General features: G+C 42.6%; 17 protein-coding genes and 1 rRNA gene. 11 read left to right on the top strand and 7 right to left on the bottom strand.

Annotated features, from left to right (window positions below; all coding sequences use genetic code 11):
* Window positions 1-48: 48 nt before the first annotated feature.
* The 3 genes from CWC28_RS07240 to rph form a co-directional block, all read right to left on the bottom strand.
* Window positions 49-1599: ribosomal RNA gene (locus CWC28_RS07240) — 16S ribosomal RNA — on the bottom strand.
* Between the two features lie 619 nt (window positions 1600-2218).
* A complete protein-coding gene (pyrE, locus tag CWC28_RS07230) occupies window positions 2219-2863 on the bottom strand; it encodes an orotate phosphoribosyltransferase (RefSeq protein WP_138624929.1) in 645 nt (214 codons plus the stop codon).
* 22 nt (window positions 2864-2885) lie between these two features.
* Window positions 2886-3599, bottom strand: a complete 714-nt coding sequence (gene rph, locus CWC28_RS07225; protein WP_063699765.1) for a ribonuclease PH — start codon at window positions 3597-3599, stop codon at window positions 2886-2888.
* A gap of 181 nt (window positions 3600-3780) precedes the next feature.
* Between rph and CWC28_RS07220 the strand changes: the two genes are divergently transcribed.
* The 6 genes from CWC28_RS07220 (at window position 3781) to CWC28_RS07195 (ending at window position 10208) form a co-directional block, all read left to right on the top strand.
* Window positions 3781-4641, top strand: a complete 861-nt coding sequence (locus CWC28_RS07220) for a YicC/YloC family endoribonuclease (RefSeq protein ID WP_105174924.1) — start codon at window positions 3781-3783, stop codon at window positions 4639-4641.
* Window positions 4642-4812: 171 nt separating this feature from the next.
* Window positions 4813-5433, top strand: coding sequence for a guanylate kinase (gmk, locus tag CWC28_RS07215; RefSeq protein WP_063699771.1), 621 nt, complete (start codon window positions 4813-4815; stop codon window positions 5431-5433).
* Window positions 5434-5535: 102 nt separating this feature from the next.
* Window positions 5536-5811: a DNA-directed RNA polymerase subunit omega gene (gene rpoZ, locus CWC28_RS07210; RefSeq protein WP_036973056.1), complete on the top strand. Its 276-nt coding sequence runs from the start codon at window positions 5536-5538 to the stop codon at window positions 5809-5811.
* A 130-nt stretch (window positions 5812-5941) separates the two neighbouring features.
* Entirely contained in the window at window positions 5942-8047 is a 2106-nt protein-coding gene (gene spoT, locus CWC28_RS07205; protein WP_063699773.1) for a bifunctional GTP diphosphokinase/guanosine-3',5'-bis pyrophosphate 3'-pyrophosphohydrolase, read from the top strand.
* Window positions 8048-8058: 11 nt separating this feature from the next.
* Window positions 8059-8451, top strand: coding sequence for a deaminase RidA (ridA, locus tag CWC28_RS07200; protein WP_054554223.1), 393 nt, complete (start codon window positions 8059-8061; stop codon window positions 8449-8451).
* Window positions 8452-8603: 152 nt separating this feature from the next.
* The gene (locus CWC28_RS07195) at window positions 8604-10208 is read left to right on the top strand and encodes a flagellar assembly protein A (RefSeq protein ID WP_063699775.1); all 1605 of its coding nucleotides are present in this window, start codon (window positions 8604-8606) and stop codon (window positions 10206-10208) included.
* A 46-nt stretch (window positions 10209-10254) separates the two neighbouring features.
* Here CWC28_RS07195 and asnA read toward each other — a convergent pair whose 3' ends face one another.
* Window positions 10255-11250, bottom strand: a complete 996-nt coding sequence (asnA, locus tag CWC28_RS07190) for an aspartate--ammonia ligase (RefSeq protein ID WP_105174926.1) — start codon at window positions 11248-11250, stop codon at window positions 10255-10257.
* Between the two features lie 197 nt (window positions 11251-11447).
* Here asnA and asnC point away from each other — a divergent pair, with 197 nt between their 5' ends.
* From asnC to recG, 3 genes are read left to right on the top strand one after another with little or no spacing between them, the layout of a single operon-like run.
* Window positions 11448-11906: a transcriptional regulator AsnC gene (asnC, locus tag CWC28_RS07185; RefSeq protein WP_062567385.1), complete on the top strand. Its 459-nt coding sequence runs from the start codon at window positions 11448-11450 to the stop codon at window positions 11904-11906.
* 44 nt (window positions 11907-11950) lie between these two features.
* Window positions 11951-12667, top strand: a complete 717-nt coding sequence (gene trmH / locus CWC28_RS07180) for a tRNA (guanosine(18)-2'-O)-methyltransferase TrmH (RefSeq protein ID WP_119853796.1) — start codon at window positions 11951-11953, stop codon at window positions 12665-12667.
* A gap of 40 nt (window positions 12668-12707) precedes the next feature.
* Entirely contained in the window at window positions 12708-14789 is a 2082-nt protein-coding gene (gene recG, locus CWC28_RS07175; RefSeq protein ID WP_138624928.1) for an ATP-dependent DNA helicase RecG, read from the top strand.
* Window positions 14790-14894: 105 nt separating this feature from the next.
* Here the strand turns inward: recG and CWC28_RS07170 are convergent, their stop codons facing one another.
* Together CWC28_RS07170 and CWC28_RS07165 are read right to left on the bottom strand one after the other, a co-directional pair.
* Complete coding sequence (locus CWC28_RS07170) at window positions 14895-15827, bottom strand: porin (protein WP_063699784.1); 933 nt, start codon at window positions 15825-15827, stop codon at window positions 14895-14897.
* Window positions 15828-16023: 196 nt separating this feature from the next.
* Window positions 16024-16878: a LysR family transcriptional regulator gene (locus CWC28_RS07165; protein WP_063699786.1), complete on the bottom strand. Its 855-nt coding sequence runs from the start codon at window positions 16876-16878 to the stop codon at window positions 16024-16026.
* Window positions 16879-16968: 90 nt separating this feature from the next.
* Here CWC28_RS07165 and CWC28_RS07160 point away from each other — a divergent pair, with 90 nt between their 5' ends.
* Window positions 16969-17343 (top strand): MaoP family protein, encoded by a 375-nt coding sequence (locus CWC28_RS07160; protein ID WP_063699788.1) that lies wholly within the window; start codon window positions 16969-16971, stop codon window positions 17341-17343.
* Window positions 17344-17421: 78 nt separating this feature from the next.
* Window positions 17422-18657, top strand: a complete 1236-nt coding sequence (locus CWC28_RS07155; protein ID WP_138624927.1) for a diguanylate cyclase — start codon at window positions 17422-17424, stop codon at window positions 18655-18657.
* A 2-nt stretch (window positions 18658-18659) separates the two neighbouring features.
* Here the strand turns inward: CWC28_RS07155 and rarD are convergent, their stop codons facing one another.
* Window positions 18660-19583 carry an EamA family transporter RarD gene (rarD, locus tag CWC28_RS07150; RefSeq protein ID WP_105174930.1) on the bottom strand — a complete coding sequence of 308 codons (924 nt, stop codon included), beginning with the start codon at window positions 19581-19583 and terminating at the stop codon, window positions 18660-18662.
* Window positions 19584-19735 lie beyond the last annotated feature (152 nt).

Genomic DNA, 19735 nt, shown 5'->3' with positions numbered 1-19735 from the left:
TAACAATCATCTGTGTGGACACTACGAACAAATAAGTTCTAAATCGTATAAGGAGGTGATCCAGCCCCAGGTTCCCCTAGGGCTACCTTGTTACGACTTCACCCCAGTCATGAATCACTCCGTGGTGAACGTCCTCCCGAAGGTTAGACTATCCACTTCTGGAGCAACCCACTCCCATGGTGTGACGGGCGGTGTGTACAAGGCCCGGGAACGTATTCACCGCGTCATTCTGATACGCGATTACTAGCGATTCCGACTTCATGGAGTCGAGTTGCAGACTCCAATCCGGACTACGACGCACTTTAAGTGATTCGCTTACCCTCGCAGGTTCGCAGCACTCTGTATGCGCCATTGTAGCACGTGTGTAGCCCTACACGTAAGGGCCATGATGACTTGACGTCGTCCCCACCTTCCTCCGGTTTATCACCGGCAGTCTCCTTAGAGTTCCCGACCGAATCGCTGGCAACTAAGGATAGGGGTTGCGCTCGTTGCGGGACTTAACCCAACATCTCACAACACGAGCTGACGACAGCCATGCAGCACCTGTATCAGAGTTCCCGAAGGCACCAAACCATCTCTGGTAAGTTCTCTGTATGTCAAGTGTAGGTAAGGTTCTTCGCGTTGCATCGAATTAAACCACATGCTCCACCGCTTGTGCGGGCCCCCGTCAATTCATTTGAGTTTTAACCTTGCGGCCGTACTCCCCAGGCGGTCTACTTAATGCGTTAGCTTTGAAAAACAGTTCCGAGGAACCGAGCTTCTAGTAGACATCGTTTACGGCGTGGACTACCAGGGTATCTAATCCTGTTTGCTCCCCACGCTTTCGTACATGAGCGTCAGTGTTGACCCAGGTGGCTGCCTTCGCCATCGGTATTCCTTCAGATCTCTACGCATTTCACCGCTACACCTGAAATTCTACCACCCTCTATCACACTCTAGTTTGCCAGTTCGAAATGCAGTTCCCAGGTTGAGCCCGGGGCTTTCACATCTCGCTTAACAAACCGCCTGCGTACGCTTTACGCCCAGTAATTCCGATTAACGCTCGCACCCTCCGTATTACCGCGGCTGCTGGCACGGAGTTAGCCGGTGCTTCTTCTGTAAGTAACGTCACAGCTAAGTGCTATTAACACTTAACCTTTCCTCCTTACTGAAAGTGCTTTACAACCCGAAGGCCTTCTTCACACACGCGGCATGGCTGCATCAGGCTTGCGCCCATTGTGCAATATTCCCCACTGCTGCCTCCCGTAGGAGTCTGGGCCGTGTCTCAGTCCCAGTGTGGCTGATCATCCTCTCAAACCAGCTAGGGATCGTCGCCTTGGTGAGCCATTACCTCACCAACTAGCTAATCCCACTTGGGCTAATCTTATGGCGTGAGGCCCGAAGGTCCCCCACTTTGGTCCGTAGACATCATGCGGTATTAGCAGTCGTTTCCAACTGTTGTCCCCCACCATAAGGCATATTCCCAAGCATTACTCACCCGTCCGCCGCTCGCCGCCCAACAAATCCCCCGAAGGTTCAATGTTGTCGCTGCCGCTCGACTTGCATGTGTTAGGCCTGCCGCCAGCGTTCAATCTGAGCCATGATCAAACTCTTCAATTAAAAGTTTTTTGAAACCGAAGTTTCGTGCTCAATGAATTCTGAATTTTGATATCTTTCGATATCGAATTGACTGTGCTGAAACAAGTAAACTTGTTTCCGTTGGTCACTCAGTTCAATTGAGACTCTAAATTTGTTTGCGTCCCTACCGAAGTAGTTCTGCTGTTAGAACTCAATCTGTACGAGTGCCCACACAGATGATTGCTTTATATTGTTAAAGAACGCTTCCAATTATATGGAAGAGAGACTTTCGTGTCTCAAGGGCTGTGCATTCTACGCAAGCCGTTATTTTTGTCAACACTTAATTTTGAGAAAAGTTTATTTTTTCAAAACTCAGTCTTACTTGACTCAACCAACTCGTCGTTTTGCTTTTTTGTAAGCAGTCCGCCGTGTCGGTGGATGCGCATTATAGGGATGCGGCGAATTAACGCAAGCACTTTTTTGAGAAAACTTTAAAAAAACTGCCTTTTGTATCCTTTTTACTCTAAACACCACAAAAGAGAAACTTTATTAACGCTTCAGTAACTTTTTAACCGTATTTAAGGCCATAAAAGTACAATACTCTAAAAACAAAAAGCCCAGCAATATAGCTGGGCCTTTAAATAGTTCGCGTTTTTAGGTGTTAAGCAATGCCGTATTGATCACGGTATGCTTTTACGGCGGCTAAATGCTCATCCATTGTGCCTTTGGCTTCTAGGAAACTAATTAAGTCAGCTAGTTTTACAATCGAGATAACTTTAGTGCCAAAGTCACGCTCGACTTCTTGAATAGCAGATAACTCAGCTTTACCTTTCTCTTGGCGATCAAGTGCAATTAAAACACCACTTAAGTCTGCACCATTATCCGCAATGATTTCCATTGACTCACGAATAGCTGTACCCGCAGTGATCACGTCATCAACTAACATGATCTTACCTTTCAGTTCAGAACCTACTAATGTACCACCTTCACCGTGTGCTTTTTTCTCTTTACGGTTAAAACAGTAAGGTACATCTTTGTTGTGATGATCAGCTAAAGCAACCGCTGTTGTTGTTGCGATTGGAATACCTTTATAAGCAGGACCAAATAATACATCGTAGTCAATACCTGCATCTTCAAGTGCCGCTGCATAAAAGCGACCTAAACGTGCAAGGTCACGACCAGTATTAAATAAACCAGCATTGAAGAAGTAAGGACTAGTGCGGCCAGACTTTAAAGTAAACTCACCAAATTTAAGCACCTGCTTTTCAAGTGCGAATTCAATAAACTCTTTTTGATAATCTTTCATAACTAATAAACCCACTTCTTTATTATGCTAATGCTTGCTTTTGAACGTCGATAATTTCACGAATTGAGTGCTTAGCTAATGTAAGTAGCTCATCAAGTTCGTCAAATGAGAAAGGCTCGCCTTCAGCTGTACCTTGAATTTCGATAATTTTGCCGGTTTCAGTCAAAATCACGTTCATATCAGTTTCTGCTTCAGAATCTTCTAGGTACTCAAGATCTGTAATTGGCTGACCTTTATATACACCGACTGAGATTGCCGCAATCATATGCTTAAGTGGGTTTGAATTGATCATACCTTTACTACGCATGTAAGTAAGTGCATCAACTAATGCTACGCACGCACCACTAATAGAGGCTGTACGTGTACCGCCATCAGCTTGAATAACATCACAATCGATAGTAATGGTGTTTTCACCTAGCGCTTTTAAGTCAACCGCAGCACGAAGTGCACGTGCGATTAAGCGTTGAATTTCCATAGTACGACCGCCCTGCTTACCGCGCGATGCTTCACGGCCATTACGAGTATGTGTTGAACGAGGTAACATACCGTATTCAGCCGTAACCCAACCTTTACCTTGGCCTTTCATAAAGCGTGGTACACCAGCTTCAACAGTTGCTGTACACAAAACTTTAGTGTTTCCAAACTCTACTAATACTGACCCTTCAGCATGCATAGTGTAATTACGTGTAAATGTAACCGGTCTAATTTGGTTAGGTGTTCTTTCGCTTGGACGCATTAACGATCCCCTTAATTCTGAATTTGCCACATTATAAGTCGATGTGGTGCTAGATGCCATGTTCATTTACATAATTAACTGCATCAGAAAAGCACATTTCAGAAAATTTACGCTAGAGGTTAAAAGCTGATTCGGTATAATCAGTCAACTTTGTAAATTTAATAACACTAGGAAATCATCCATGATCCACAGCATGACAGCTTATGCGCGTCGCGAAATTAAAGGCGAATGGGGCACTGGCACTTGGGAAATTCGTTCAGTTAACCAACGTTACCTTGAGACTTTTATCCGCGCACCTGAGCAATTCCGTGGCATGGAACCGGTTATTCGTGAGCGTTTACGTAAGCATTTACAACGCGGTAAAGTTGAAGTTTTCTTAAAATTTGCAGCAAACCCAGCTCATGTTGGCGAGTTAACCATTAACGAATCTCTTGCTGAGCAATTAATTAAAAGTGCTCAATGGGTGCAAAATCAAAGTAAAGGCGACATCAACCCTGTTGATATTTTACGTTGGCCAGGCGTTATGGAAGCTGAAGAACTCGATATGGATAGCGTAAATACAGCGCTAATTGCTGGCTTCGATGAAGTCATTGAAGATTTCAAACAAGCTCGCGGCGATGAAGGCGCAAACTTACAAGAAATGATCGCCACTCGCCTTGATGCAATTTTAGAGCAAGTTGCGATTGTAGAAAGCCACCTACCAGAAATTTCTAAATGGCAACGTGAAAAGCTAAATCAAAAGCTTGAAGAACTAAAAACAGACATCGATGAATCTCGCCTTGAGCAGGAACTTATTTACCTTGCGCAAAAACAAGATGTTGCTGAAGAACTAGATCGCTTAAAGTCGCACGTTAAAGAAACCAAAAAGATCTTAACTAAAGGCGGTGCATGTGGTCGACGCCTCGACTTTATGATGCAAGAGTTTAACCGTGAAGCAAACACGTTAGCGTCAAAGTCTATCAACAGTGACATCACAAACGCTGCGGTAGAGCTAAAAGTGTTAATCGAGCAGATGCGCGAACAGATCCAAAACATCGAGTAAACGCGATTTACAGCATTTTTATAAGACCCAGCACCTGCTGGGTCTTTTGTTTTTGAAAAGTCTAAAAGCAGGCAAACTTGAGCACTTTTAGCGAAATAAAGTACAATAGATTAATTAAAGGCTTGGATTAGCGATAGTCCGAGCCTGTTTATTTTTTATTAGAGACAGATCATGGCGCAAACTCGCGGAAATTTATTTATCTTGTCAGCTCCATCAGGGGCTGGTAAATCAAGCTTAATTGGTGCTTTATTAAAGAAACACAGCGATATGAAGGTATCGGTTTCGCACACCACTCGCTCACCTCGTCCGGGTGAAGAAAACGGTGTGCACTATCACTTTGTTTCTGTTGAAGAGTTCAAAGCGCTAATTGAGAAAAATGACTTTTTTGAATGGGCGCAAGTTTTCGATAACTACTATGGTACGTCTAAGCAAGCAATCGAAAGTCAACTTGAAGCGGGTATTGATGTATTTTTAGATATCGATTGGCAAGGTGCTCAGCAAATTCGCAAATTAGTTGATGATGTTGAAACTATCTTTATTCTTCCACCATCAAAAGAAGAACTTGAATCACGCTTAAATAACCGTGGCCAAGACTCTGCTGAGGTAATCGCGGGAAGAATGGCAAAAGCACAATCAGAAACATCACACTTTAATGAATATGATTATGTGGTTGTGAACGATGACTTTGATACTGCACTTGCTGAAATCGAAATGATCGTAATGGCTAAACGTCTATCGTTACAAAGCCAAGCAGTGCGCCATCAGGCGTTATTAGAAAACTTGCTTAAATAATACTTTTTTAAGAAAAGATAAAAATTAACCACAAGCTATTGGCGAATTTAACTTGGTACAGTAAACTACGCCTTTGCTTAAGAATTTATTTGGAGTGCTAAGATGGCTCGCGTAACTGTTGAAGATGCAGTAGATGCAATTGGTAATCGTTTTGACTTAATTTTAGTTGCGGCTCGTCGTGCCCGCCAAATCGCGGTTGGTGGTAAAGATCCACTCGTTGATGCTGAAAATGACAAACCAACGGTTATTGCTTTACGTGAAATTGAAAAAGGGTTAGTAAATAGCTCTTCTATGGATTTAATCGATCGTGAAGAACAACAACATCAAGAAGCAGCAGAAATGGCTGCAGTGGCTGCTATCGTAGGTGGCAACCAGTAATCAAGCTCCCCGCTTTGATTTAGCTATACGGCTAGTATTTCTACACTAGCCGTTGGCAAGCCCTTCTTTTCATCGTATATTCTATTCATACCGTTACCGATTTACTTCATTAGCGCATTGGAGTGTGACTTTGTATCTTTTTGAAGGTCTAAAAAAGAAAATATCTGAATACTTACCAGCAGCTGAAATTGAGCTGGTCCAAAAAGCATACGTGGTAGCTCGCGAAGCCCACGAAGGCCAAACTCGTTCAAGTGGCGAGCCCTATATCACCCACCCTGTCGAAGTCACGCAAATACTCGCTGGTATGCGCTTAGATCACGAAACACTAATGGCTGCATTAATGCACGATGTGATTGAAGATACTGACTTCAGCCAACAAGATTTAGCTGAGATTTTTGGCGACACCGTTGCCGAGCTTGTTGAAGGGGTGAGCAAGCTAGATAAACTTAGCTTTAAAGATAAAAAAGAATTCCAAGCCGAAAACTACCGTAAAATGATCATGGCGATGACACAAGACATTCGCGTGATCTTAATCAAACTGGCTGACCGTACTCATAACATGCGTACTCTAGGCGCCCTTCGCCCTGATAAACGTCGCCGTATTGCCCGTGAAACGTTAGAGATTTATGCGCCAATTGCAAACCGCCTTGGTATTCACGATATAAAAAATGAATTAGAAGATTTAGGTTTCCAAGCGTTATACCCAATGCGTCATCGCGCATTAAGATCTGAAGTAATTAAAGCCCGCGGCAATCGTAAAGAAATTATCAGCAATATTAAAACTGAAATTGAAGCGCGTTTAGAAGAGTCAGGCATTGCAGCGACCATATCTGGCCGCGAAAAGCACCTTTATAGCATTTACAAAAAAATGCTTAATAAAGAGCTGTCATTTAACGAAGTGATGGATATCTACGCGTTCCGTATCAATGTTGATAATATGGATACCTGTTATCGCGTATTAGGTGTCGCACATAACCTTTATAAGCCCATCGAAACACGTTTTAAAGATTATATTGCCGTACCAAAAACCAACGGCTATCAATCACTTCATACCTCATTAGTGGGTCCTCATGGTATTCCTGTGGAAATCCAAATTCGTACCCACGATATGGATCACATGGCAGACAAAGGGGTTGCTGCTCACTGGATGTATAAAAAAGCCGGTGATAGTGCAGGCCATACAGCACAACAACGTGCTCGCCAATGGATGCAAAGCTTACTTGAATTACAGCAAAGTGCGGGCTCATCATTTGAGTTTGTTGAAAACGTTAAAACAGAGCTATTCCCTGAAGAAATTTATGTGTTCACCCCAGATGGTCGCATTGTTGAGTTACCAATGGGCGCAACGGCTGTCGATTTTGCGTATGCAGTACACACTGATGTAGGTAATACCTGTGTGGGTGCACGCGTAAATCGCAAACCTCACCCACTAAGCAAACCGCTTGATACAGGGCAAACCATCGAAATTATTACCAGCTCTGGGGCACACCCAAATGCAACTTGGTTAAACTTTGTTGTAACAGGTAAAGCACGTTTAGGTATTCGTAATTACCTGAAGAGCCAACAACATGAAGAAGCCATGTTACTTGGCCGTCGCTTACTGGATTCTGCTTTAGGTGAAACTAAACTCGATGATATCCCAGATGAGAACATTCGCCGTGTACTTCAAGAACATGAACTGAATACCGTACTTGAGCTTTTAGTCGAAATTGGCTCAGGAAACCTCATGAGTGTGCTTATCGCAAAACGCCTCATGCAAGTTGATGCCGACGACCTAAACGACCTTGCTCAAAAAGCAAAAGCGACGATTATCGGCACCGAAGGTATGCTGGTTAACTATTCTAAGTGCTGTCGCCCGGTACCTGGCGATGCTATTACTGCTTATATCAGCCAAGGTAAAGGCCTAACTGTTCACCGCCAAGAATGTAAAAACATTCGTGGTTGGGAAAATGACCGTTCGAAATACTTAGTTGTTAAGTGGGACGATAACCCAGAGAAAGAATATATTGCAGCCCTTCGTATTGAAATTATCAATCACCAAGGCGCATTGGCTAAATTGACAAATGTAATTGCCTCAACCCAAGCAAACATTGTTGAGATAGCGACTGACGAAAAAGAAAGTAATTTATACATGATAGATTTAGGCATCACGGTTAAAAACCGCGTTCATGTTGCAAACATTATGCGCCGCATTCGTGTGATGCCTGATGTGCAAAGAGTCTATCGTAAAAAGTAACAAGGATAATCATGAACAAATCTTTTATTTCTACTGATAATGCACCTGCTGCAATCGGTACGTATAGCCAAGCAGTTAAAGTGGGCACGGCTGTTTATTTATCAGGTCAAATTCCACTTGTACCAGAAACAATGGAAGTGATCTCTGAAGACTTCACTGAACAAACTCACCAAGTTTTCAAAAACCTAACAGCAGTTTGCCAAGCTGCCGGTGGTCAAATTCAAGACATGGTGAAAGTAAACATCTTCCTTACTGACTTATCTAACTTTGCTATCGTTAACGAAGTGATGAGCCAGTACTTTAAACAGCCTTATCCTGCACGCGCAGCGATTGGTGTACGTGCATTACCAAAAGGCGTACAAGTTGAAATTGACGGTATCATGGAGCTACCTTCAACGAACTAACCCCCCTGCCAGCGACCTCAGGTTGCTGGCACTTTTTTAGAAAAAGTTATTACTTCCCTCATCCGAAATTCTTGACTCATCAGCAATTCTCTAGCACTCTGTTGTTATAATAAGTAAAACCTTTAGCTAATGTAGTAAAAAAGGATCTCCACGTGTTTAAGCTCGCTCACAACGGCAACGTTTTATTAGATGTTCATGAAAACTCGCCTCCTAGTGCTGCGTTTATTATCGAGGCATTAGAAAAATCACCATTTTGTGAATGCAGAGTGGATCATGATGCTATCAATAATTTCTTCAAAAGCGATTCTAATGAACGCATGCTTGTTGTTGCTTCTAAACATGATGCCAGCTTAGTCGTCACTCTAAGCGATGATAAAATGCTAGCCACTGGCGAATTGACTGTCGCCGAGGGCGGTAAAGTCATGACTCTTGACGAAGCTAAAAAAGAACTAATAAAAGCAGGAGTAGCGCGAGGCTACAAGCAGGCTTTCTTAGAGCAGTTATTACAACAACAGTTCGAGTTACCAGCAGGTGAGATTGCTAAAGGCGTGCTAGCGAAAGGCCGTTTACCGATTGATGGCCAACCTTCCAAGTTTGTACCACAGGTTGAAACTTTAAAAGACCGTTTAAAAAAGCCAAAATTGCGTGAGGATGGCACTGCCGATATGCGCGACTTTGGTAAGCTCGCCAGTGTCGAACCCGGCGTATTACTTATCAAACAAATTCCAGCGACCCCTGGCAAAGAAGGCTTTACTGTTACTGGTGATGTACTACCTGCTAAACCGGGTGAAAACAGCACATTAGTGGCCGGTGAAGGGACTGAGATATCTAAAAACAACCCGCTAGAACTTATTTCGGTGATTGCTGGTGTACCCGTTGATATTGCCAATGGTATGCGCGTTGATGATATTTTTACCATTGCCGATGTAAACGTAAAAAGTGGCCACGTAGATTTTGAAGGCAGCGTCATTGTGACTCATAATGTTGAGCCTGGCATGCGTATTCACGCAAAAGGCGATATTACGGTTATGGGCACAGTTGAATCTGGTTATTTATCAGCAGTGGGTGATATCACCATAAAACAAGGCGTAATTGGCCACCAGCAAGAAGATAAAAAACTGTCGTGTAATATCATCAGCCAAGGCGATATTCACTTATCACATGGTCAGTATTGTTATCTTGAAGCGAATAATATTCTGATAGAACGCCAAGCCAGCCACTGTGTTATGAAAGCCACTAAGCTCTTACAAGTTGGCCAAGAAGATAACCCTCAGGGTAAACTATTTGGCGGTGAGGTTTTAGATGCGCAAATGCTCATTGCTGGCGAAATTGGCAATGAATCTGGCGCAAAAATGGTAATTAACTTAGCGGCTTCAGGCGCTGATGTAACCGCGCAAACGGATCAGTGTTTAAAAGAATTAGCACAAACAGACTCACAACTTGATACCTTGCAAGAAGCAATCGAAAAAGCAGATCAAGTAAAAGACGCCGAAAAGAAAAAACTCCTACTGGCCAAAATCGGCGCTACACAAATGCACTATTGTGAGCAAGCTGAAATGCTTGAGAAAAAGCTCTCTAGCTTAGAGCATCATCTGCATGATCTCTTGGAAGATGCGCAATTAGTCGTTAATAAAAAACTGCACTCAGGCGTCGAAATTCATATTTTCGAAAAGGTGCTACTCACTAATCGCCAATACCCGCCGTGTAAGGTGAAGCTTGAAGAAAACAAGGTTGAAGTAGAATTTAAAACCACTTAATAAAAAAGAGGCTTATAGCCTCTTTTTACCAGGGTCATTAAATCTATTAAAGAATACCTTCCACTTGCTGTTTTAGCTGCTCAGGCCAAACACCAACTTGTACTTGCCCGATATGCTGTTTTTGTAACAGCAACATAGCAAGACGCGATTGACCAATGCCACCACCAATTGTTTGCGGAAACTTCTTCGCAAGTAGCTGTTTGTGCCAATCAAACTCTAACCGAGCTTGGTCACCTGTAATTGCTAATTGTGTAGCTAATGCATCTGGGCTTACACGAATACCCATTGAAGAAATTTCAAAGGCATCTTCAAGCACTGGGTTCCAGACTAAAATATCACCGTTTAAACCTGCAAATTTGCTACAGGTTTGTGTTGACCAATCGTCATAATCAGGCGCTCGTACGTCATGAATTTTACCATCGGCAAGCGCGCCGCCAATGCCAATTAAAAATACCGCGCCGTATTCTTGTGCTACCGCTTTTTCGCGTTGTTTCGCAGTAAAGTCTGGATACATCTGACGTAACTGTTCACTGTGTACAAAGGTGATTTTTTCTGGCAAAAACGGCGTTAAATCAAACTCACTCGCTACAAAGCGTTCGGTTGCTTTAATCGCCTCATATAGTGATGTTACGGTATCTTTAAGCTTGTCTAAGGTGCGTTCAGTGCTCTCGCAAATTACTTTTTCCCAATCCCATTGGTCAACATACACCGAGTGAATTGGGCTTAAAGATTCTTCATCAGGGCGAAGCGCTTTCATATGCGTATAGAGCCCCTCACCTACCGAAAAATCGTAATCCGCTAAGGTTTTGCGTTTCCACTTAGCTAACGAGTGAACCACTTCAAATTGACTACCCGGAATTGTTTTCACTGCTACCGATACAGCATTTTCAGTCCCGCTTAAGTTATCTTGAATGCCATCGCCTACCTTTGCCAAGATCGGCGCTTGTACTTCGACTAACCCTAATTGCTGCTCTAATTGGCTTGAAAAAAACTGTTTTACTTTACTAATTTGCTGCTGTTGCTGCAGGTAGTGTGAACTCATAATAATTGGCCTCATTCCCAGTTATTGTTACTTGCTAAATTAGAGAAACCCGCTGCTTGGTCTCTCTCGATAAAACAATCCTCAACCAAATAAAGGTAATTTTCAATAACCATCAATAAAAAGAACTTAACATTGAAATTTCCATAAAAATAATGCTATAAAAATTATCGATTCATCAATTAACAAGAAAAAATAGCATGGAAAATTATCAAATCGATAATCTCGATAAAAACATCCTTAACGCTTTAATGGAAAATGCACGTACTGCGTATGCAGAACTGGCTAAACGCTTTGCAGTGAGTGCGGGTACCATTCATGTCAGAGTCGAAAAAATGAAACAGGCGGGAATTATTACAGGTACCCAAGTCAGTATTAATGCAAAGCAGCTTGGTTATGATGTCTGTTGTTTTATCGGTATTAATCTCAATAATGCCCGTGATTACCCGCAGACCTTGCTACACCTAAAAGAGCTAGAAGAAGTCGTGGAAGCCTATTACACCACGGGTAATTACAGCATATTTATCAAAGTGATGGCTCGTTCAATAGATCATCTACAAGACGTTTTAATTAACAAGATTCAAGCTATCGAGGCTATTCAATCAACAGAAACGCTGATCTCACTACAAAACCCAATTAGCCGTGCCGTTGTTCCGTAGGGTATAATCTGCACCAATTAGAATCCGTCAACGAGCACACTACTATGGATACAACTCGCTTTGAGCGTGTTAAGCGCGTGTTAGATCGCCGCCAAACGGACCTAACGGTTTGTTTAGAAGATGTACATAAACATCATAATTTATCAGCCATTGCCCGCACAGCTGACGCAACAGGCTGCCATCACGTTCATGCTGTATGGCCTGAAAACCAAAAATGGTTAACCAACAATACCTCTGGCGGCAGTAAAAACTGGCTCGAAACTCACTTACATCGCAATATTGATGATGCCGTTGCCATGATGCGTGCGCAAAACCCTGAGGTACAAGTTTTAGCAACTCACCTCAGTGATGACGCTGTCGACTTTCGCGAAATCGACTACACCAAACCAACGGCTGTTATTGTCGGTCAAGAAAAAGACGGGATTTCGCCGCGCGCCCTTGCCCATGCAGATAAAAACATCATCATCCCGATGCAAGGAATGGTGCAATCTCTTAATGTATCCGTCGCCGCAGCGCTTATTCTATTTGAAGCGCAGCGCCAACGTGAAGCTGCAGGCTTATATAACCGCGATATGCTCGATGCGAAAATAAAGCACCGCATCTTGTTCGAAGGGTGTCATCCAATTATTGCTGAGCAGTGTCGTGACAAAGAGTTGCCATACCCTGAGCTTGATGAAAATGGTGAAATTGTTGCTGATGAAACGTTCTGGAACATTTTAAAACACACGCAACCGCTTGAAGCCACTAACGAGTGCAAGTAAACTGAAAAAACAGTCTACTAATTAACAATTTGAGTCACCTTTGAGTCATCCTAGCTTAGCGTTATATCCAATCACCGAATTAAAAGGCGTCGGCCCGAAAATGGCCGAGCGTCTTGCTAAGCTAAATATTCACACGGTGCAAGACATGCTGTTTCATCTGCCTCACCGCTATGAAGACCGCACCCGCATTCACCCAATTTGTGAACTTCAACCGCATAGCTATGTTAGTGTTGAAGCCACCATAGAAACCAGCCAAATCACCTTTGGTAAAAGGCGCATGCTGGTTTGCCAAGTTAATGATGGTACAGGCAGATTAACGCTGAGGTTTTTTAACTTTAGTGCGGCTCAAAAAAATGCCTTGAGTGCAGGTAAAATCATTCGCTGCTTTGGTGAGATCCGCAGGGGTCGTGTTGGCTTTGAAATGACACATCCGGAATACAGTTTATCGGATACCCCGTCTGAGCAACCAACTAATACCACGCTGACGCCTGTGTATCCTGTTACTGAAGGGCTAAAACAGTTATCTATTCGTGCACTGAGTGATCAAGCACTTGCACTGTTAACTAAATACCCTGTAGAAGAATTACTGCCAGAGCAGTTTCAGCCAACCGGAATGCGTTTAGCCGACGCACTCATGACCTTACATCGCCCACACAACGATGTTGATTTAACCGCGCTTGAACAAGGTATGCATCCTGCCCAGCAACGGTTAGTGTTTGAAGAGTTGCTCGCACAGAACTTAAGCCTTTTAAAGCTACGTCAAAAAGGGCAAACCGTAAAAGCGGTTGCTTTAAAGCCTCATAACCAACTTGAGCAACAGTTTTTAGCTAATTTAGCCTTTAGCCCAACCAACGCGCAAAGTCGTGTGGTGGCTGAAATCAAAGGCGACTTACAACACCCGTTTCCGATGATGCGCTTAGTACAAGGCGATGTTGGCTCGGGTAAAACCTTAGTTGCAGCACTGAGTGCGCTCACCGCAATAAGCGAAGGCTACCAAGTGGCGCTAATGGCACCGACTGAAATTTTATCAGAGCAGCATGGCATCAACTTTAGCCAGTGGTTTAATCAACTAGGTATTGAAGTTGCTTGGTTAGGTGGCAAAAGTAAAGGCAAAGAGCGTACTGCAACCCTAGAGAAAATTGCCTCTGGGGAAGCACAAATGATTGTTGGCACTCATGCGTTATTCCAAGAGCAGGTTGAGTTTAACAATCTCGTTTTAATTATAATTGATGAACAACATCGCTTTGGTGTTCATCAGCGCTTATCACTGCGTGAAAAAGGCCGCTTTGGTGACTGTTACCCGCATCAATTAGTGATGACAGCAACACCTATCCCGCGAACCTTGGCAATGACAGCCTATGCAGATTTAGAAACCTCAGTGATTGACGAGTTACCACCCGGTAGAACGCCTATCACAACGGTGGCTATTCCTGATGCACGTCGAGACGAAATCATTCAACGTGTGAGAACAGCGTGCACTGAGCAAGGCCGTCAAGTGTATTGGGTTTGCACCTTGATTGATGAATCTGAAGTACTGCAATGCCAAGCCGCCGAGGATAGCGCTGAGCAATTAAAAGCAGCACTGCCAGAGCTAAACGTTGGCTTAGTGCATGGCCGGATGAAAGCTGCAGAAAAACAAGCCATTATGAGTGAGTTTAAAGCGGGTAATATTCATGTACTCGTTGCCACCACCGTGATTGAAGTGGGTGTTGATGTGCCCAATGCCAGCCTTATTATCATTGAAAACCCTGAACGATTAGGACTTGCTCAACTACACCAGCTGCGCGGCCGTGTTGGTCGTGGGGCAACGGCATCACATTGTGTTTTACTCTATCACGCGCCACTGTCAGCCACAGCGCAAAAACGTTTAGCTGTGCTGCGTGAAAGTAATGATGGTTTTGTGATTGCTGAGCGAGATCTTGAAATTCGTGGCCCTGGTGAAGTACTTGGCACCAAACAAACAGGCTTGGCTGAATTTAAAATCGCCGACCTAAACCGCGACAAACAAACACTGAATTATGTCAGACCCATTGCCTTCAAAATATTGAACGACTACCCAGCGCTTACCGATAAACTGATTCAGCGCTGGCTTGCTGGCAAATCAGACTACGCACAAGCTTAACCACTACTCAACGCGCGATCTGTTGTATAAATTTATTTTTAGAGAAATAAAAAAGCCCAGCTAATTAGCTGGGCTGACAAGTTAGGGAGTTATCCAAGGGTTGGATTAGAACTTATATTCAATACCAACACCTAGGTAATCTTGATCAACTTGATTATCTGTATCAAACGTTGAGTAGAAACCAAATACTTTGGTGTTTTTGCTAAGCTTGTGATCAACACCTGCAGAAATAGCCGTTTTCTTATCGCCTTCATCAAAGTCGATTACTTGGTACTGTACTTTGAAAGTATTGCTATTCATTTGGTAAGCAGCATTTACTAAGTAACCATCTGCCTCTGCGCTACCATCTACTTTCTCTTGTGTTTGGTACATTGCACCTAGTTTAAAGTCACCTAGTTTACCTTGTACAGTTGCACGAACAATGTCGTAACCTTTTACTTCGCTATCAGCTGCTACTGATGCGTAGATGTTGCTTTTCTTAAGACCAGCATCACCGTAAGTTACAGCTACAGAGTAACCGTTGTCTGCATCAACTGAGTCTTCAGCTACGTAAGTCGCTAGTACTTTGAAGCCGCTAAAATCGTTAGAAGCATAAGAAATTGTGTTACCTAAACGGTTTTCACCTTTGAAACCATTTTTGATATCCGCTTCAAGGTCATTGAATAAATCAACTTTACCTTGAGATTGCTTCATAGCTGTATCGTTACGACCGATAACAACTTGACCAAAGCTGCCTTTAACACCTACGTATTGGTTACGTGCAGTGATGTTGTCTTCGTTGTCGCCTTTTGAATCAGCGTCAGATACGTCAACACCAAACTCAAATTTATAAACCGCTTCTAAGCCTTCAGAAATTTTTTCTGAACCTTTTAAGCCAAAACGTGAGTTATTGCTTTTAATTTCAGTGAAAGACCCTTCGCCATCATCTGATGATTGAACAGTCACGTTTGCTTTACCATATACATCTACATCAGCTAATGCAGAAAAAGATAAACCACCAAATAAAGCTAGGAATAAGCTAGACTTTGCAAATTTCATGTCGTTTCCTCAATAATCGCAACAAAAAACACATGTTGTGTTTCAATGCGCGCAGTGTGACAGCGAAAAATGACAGAAAGATGACAATTGAAATAAAAGCGTCAATTTACCTTCATAAAATGTAATTAATTTTGAAATAAAAACGTAACTAACTGTTCCCACATTAAATTTTTATGAAAGCTAGTTTAAATTTAATTTAAGCTTTTATTTGCAGCTCGGTTAATAGCGTTACTAACTTCTCTAATAAAGGCGTTTGCTCGTTATCTCTGTGGTACGCTACAAACACGTCTCGCGAGGTATGTGCTACATCTTTAACATGATAGAGGTCACCCGCTTTGAGTTGCTCTTCTACTAATAACTGAGGAATGAACGCACTGCCGCCACACTTCAAAATTAAATCAAGCGCAATACGACCCGTACTGGTTCTGAAATAAGGCGGTGCGTGGCCGTTGAATTCACGCGCATGCCAAAGTGAAAATGATGTGCCCCAATCAACATAGACATATTGATTATCAAAAAAGTTATCACTGTTAGCTGTTTCGAATGCACTCACCGGAATAATAGGTAACTCACAAATTCGCTCAACAACTAATTCGTCTACTTTAGGTGGATCGAATAGCACCGCTAAGTCTAATGTACGCTCTAATAATAAGCGGGTGCTTTCTTGTTGGGCTTTTACTTCTGCGACCAAAGAGACACCCGGCATAGCAGAAACAATATTTGTGATCCCAAACTGTAAAAAAGCATCCCAAATATTAGGTGTACCTGCTAAACTGATTTGCTTATGCATGTTATCAGCAAGAGCTACATCGACTTTTGCCCGCTGCATACCGGTTATGATCATTTGTGCGTGCGGCAGAAGTCGCTCACCCGGTGCCGTTAACTGAATGTTGTTACGCTGACGAATAAATAAGTTAACGCCTAAACCTTGCTCTAATTGTCGGATCCGAAAACTCACCGCAGACTGTGTAATATATAAATTTTCAGCTGCTTTACCGAAATGGCGAGTACGGACCACTTCGACAAAAGTCTTCAATAAATCGATATCCATTTTTTACCCTTACGATAAAAATAACTTGTTTAATAAAATCGGCAACTTGATCCATACTCCTGCAAGAAAATAGGGCATGAGGATAAAGCCATGAGCAATGACATTTCATCACTTCGTCAGGCATTTGCAAGCCAACGTCAATTTTATGATGATCAAAACTTCCCACGCGGTTTTGGTCGTAGTGGTCACTTCACTTTGCTAGAAGCCGACATTCTCGAACAGCATGGTGTTGTATTAAAGGGTTTATACAACAAAACCCTAGAACCACAAAATGAATTTCAAACTCAATTTGTGCAAGTTGTTACTGGTAACCTTGAAGCAACAAACGCAGTAGAGCGAGCTTGGATCAAATACCTAAAACAAACAACCTGTAAAACCAAGTTTCACACGTTATTTGGACGCTCACGTATCGCGAGCCCAACACCACAAAGTGTTGAATATTATTCTGAGTCAGACAGCCTATAACGATTTGCTTTTTTACCCTTTTAGGGTTAAAACTGGTAATAACTTTTGTTTCGCCAATAAGTTATTACAAGGCACGTTGTGACTCGAAGAATATTAATAATTGAAGATACGCCAACCATTGCGCGAGTGCAAAAACATATCGCGCAAAAAGTTGGCTATGAAGCTGATATCGCAGGTTCTTTAGCAGAAGCAAAAGAGCTAATTAGCAAGCACAGCTATTTTTGCGCCGTGGTTGACTTTATTCTTCCTGATGCACCAACCGGTGAAGCAGTGCCCTGCACGATTGCAGCTGACATTCCTACCATCGTAATGACCGGTAACCTTGACGAAACAACGCGTAACATCGTTGAAAAACACCCCATCATTGACTACATCACCAAAGAAAATAAACAAGCCTATCAATATTTAGAAAAGCAACTCGCTCGCTTACCTCGTAACGAGCAAATATTGGTATTGGTCGTCGATGATTCAGCGGCAACACGCCATCATATATGTAACTTATTAACTCGGCACAAATACCAAACTCTCGAAGCCGTTGATGGTATTGATGCTTTAAAAGTTCTAGCAGAAAACCCCAAAATTTCGGTGATCATCACTGACAATGAAATGCCAAATATGAATGGTGATGAGCTGTGTGTCGAAATTCGCCGTTTATACTCAAACGATGAAAAAGCAGTGATTGGTATTTCGGCTTACGATACCTTGCACCTTTCAACACGCTTTTTAAAATCAGGCGCAGACGATTACCTTCGAAAGCCATTTAACAATGAAGAGTTTTATTGTCGGCTTAGCCAAAACGTCGACATGCTTGAAAACATCAAGACTATTCGTTTACAAGCTAACACGGATTACCTTACCAAACTTCCCAACCGCCGCTATTTCTTTGGTGAAGCAAACAGCCAGTTAAAAGCCGCTAAATTGGCAAATACCTCAGTTTCGCTAGCCATGATTGATATTGACTACTTTAAATCGATTAATGATAACTATGGTCATGATGCCGGTGATGAAGTTCTTAAGGGCTTATCGCAATGTATGGCAAAGTATTTTGAAGAAAACTTAGTAGGCCGCTTTGGCGGTGAAGAATTTGCCGTGTATTTTGCTGATCAAGACGCAAATGAATCGTTGCATCGTTTAGAAAAGTTCCGCTTATTTGTTGAAAAACACAGCCCTGAGTTCAGTAAAGACCGTATTAAGTTTACGTTGTCGATTGGTTTTCATAATGGGCCTGTTTACAGTTTAGATGAACTAATAAAACAGGCCGATTTAAAGCTTTATCAAGCAAAAGAGTCAGGTCGAAACAAATTAGTAAACTAAGCCTATACAGGCTTAGTTACCGCCTCTAATTTCGCTTTACGTTGCTTACGACTTTGACGGTACGAATCCCAGCTGAATAATGCCAAAGCACTCCAAATACACGCAAACGTAACAACACGCTCAGCATCAAATACCTCACCGTAAAACGCCACCGCAAGCATAAACATTAAGCTTGGGCCAATGTACTGAAAAAAGCCTAATGTACTGTACTGAAGGCGTTTTGCTGCACCGGTAAAACATAACAGCGGTAAGGTCGTCACCACACCAGCACTAATGAGTAACACGTTAATATGCCAATCATTCGCGGTTAGATCAGAGCTTGCAGAAGGTGCCATCAACCACCAGTAAATAAGCGCAACGGGCAATAAAATAAGTGCTTCAAGCAATAACCCTGGCAATGATTCGATTGGTAACTTTTTACGTAGTAACCCATAAATAGCAAACGATCCTGCTAATGAGAAAGCAACCACAGGGAATGAACCAAAGCTCACTAGCTGTAGCAACACACCACAAAGCGCTAGACCAACCGCAACGCCTTGCCATTTACGCAGTCGCTCACCTAAAAACAACATACCAAGTAACACGTTTAGTAGTGGGTTGATGTAATACCCTAAACTAGCATCGAGCATGTGATTATTGTTCACTGCCCAAATAAATAAGCCCCAATTAAAGCCGAGTAAGCTTGCTGTGATCACCAGCATCAGTAACAATTTGGGTTGCCCAAGCACGACTCGAATACGTTGCCATTGATGACGAGCAGCAATAATAAGAAGTAAAAATAACACCGACCAAATAACACGGTGCATTAAGATTTCAAACGCAGATATCTGCTGTAAAAGCTTAAAGTAGATGGGTGCAAGACCCCACATAAAAAAGGCTAAACACGCGAAAATAACGCCTTTTCGCTGCTCAATGTTGGTAGGCATAAGTTTGGCTTTATAGTTTAAAAACGCTATTTTACGCCCCCTCTGCAGTGACGCAACCAAAACCCGCTAAATAAACCCATGTATTTACTTCTTAAAAGGGACTGCCATTGTTGCAAACTAACGTCTTGATATTAAGCACCTGTGAAACGCTG

Source organism: Pseudoalteromonas sp. S4492 (assembly GCF_005886115.1).
Taxonomy (GTDB): Bacteria; Pseudomonadota; Gammaproteobacteria; order Enterobacterales; family Alteromonadaceae; genus Pseudoalteromonas; species Pseudoalteromonas gelatinilytica.
The sequence above is the reverse complement of the archived record's forward strand: the minus strand, read 5'-3'. Positions and strand labels throughout refer to the sequence as shown.

Coding starts and splice junctions, on each gene's coding strand:
- pyrE (WP_138624929.1), bottom strand. CDS start 2,863: ATGAAAGATTATCAAAAAGAGTTTATTGAATTCGCACTTGAAAAGCAG.
- rph (WP_063699765.1), bottom strand. CDS start 3,599: ATGCGTCCAAGCGAAAGAACACCTAACCAAATTAGACCGGTTACATTT.
- CWC28_RS07220 (WP_105174924.1), top strand. CDS start 3,781: ATGATCCACAGCATGACAGCTTATGCGCGTCGCGAAATTAAAGGCGAA.
- gmk (WP_063699771.1), top strand. CDS start 4,813: ATGGCGCAAACTCGCGGAAATTTATTTATCTTGTCAGCTCCATCAGGG.
- rpoZ (WP_036973056.1), top strand. CDS start 5,536: ATGGCTCGCGTAACTGTTGAAGATGCAGTAGATGCAATTGGTAATCGT.
- ridA (WP_054554223.1), top strand. CDS start 8,059: ATGAACAAATCTTTTATTTCTACTGATAATGCACCTGCTGCAATCGGT.
- asnA (WP_105174926.1), bottom strand. CDS start 11,250: ATGAGTTCACACTACCTGCAGCAACAGCAGCAAATTAGTAAAGTAAAA.
- asnC (WP_062567385.1), top strand. CDS start 11,448: ATGGAAAATTATCAAATCGATAATCTCGATAAAAACATCCTTAACGCT.
- trmH (WP_119853796.1), top strand. CDS start 11,951: ATGGATACAACTCGCTTTGAGCGTGTTAAGCGCGTGTTAGATCGCCGC.
- CWC28_RS07170 (WP_063699784.1), bottom strand. CDS start 15,827: ATGAAATTTGCAAAGTCTAGCTTATTCCTAGCTTTATTTGGTGGTTTA.
- CWC28_RS07165 (WP_063699786.1), bottom strand. CDS start 16,878: ATGGATATCGATTTATTGAAGACTTTTGTCGAAGTGGTCCGTACTCGC.
- CWC28_RS07160 (WP_063699788.1), top strand. CDS start 16,969: ATGAGCAATGACATTTCATCACTTCGTCAGGCATTTGCAAGCCAACGT.
- rarD (WP_105174930.1), bottom strand. CDS start 19,583: ATGCCTACCAACATTGAGCAGCGAAAAGGCGTTATTTTCGCGTGTTTA.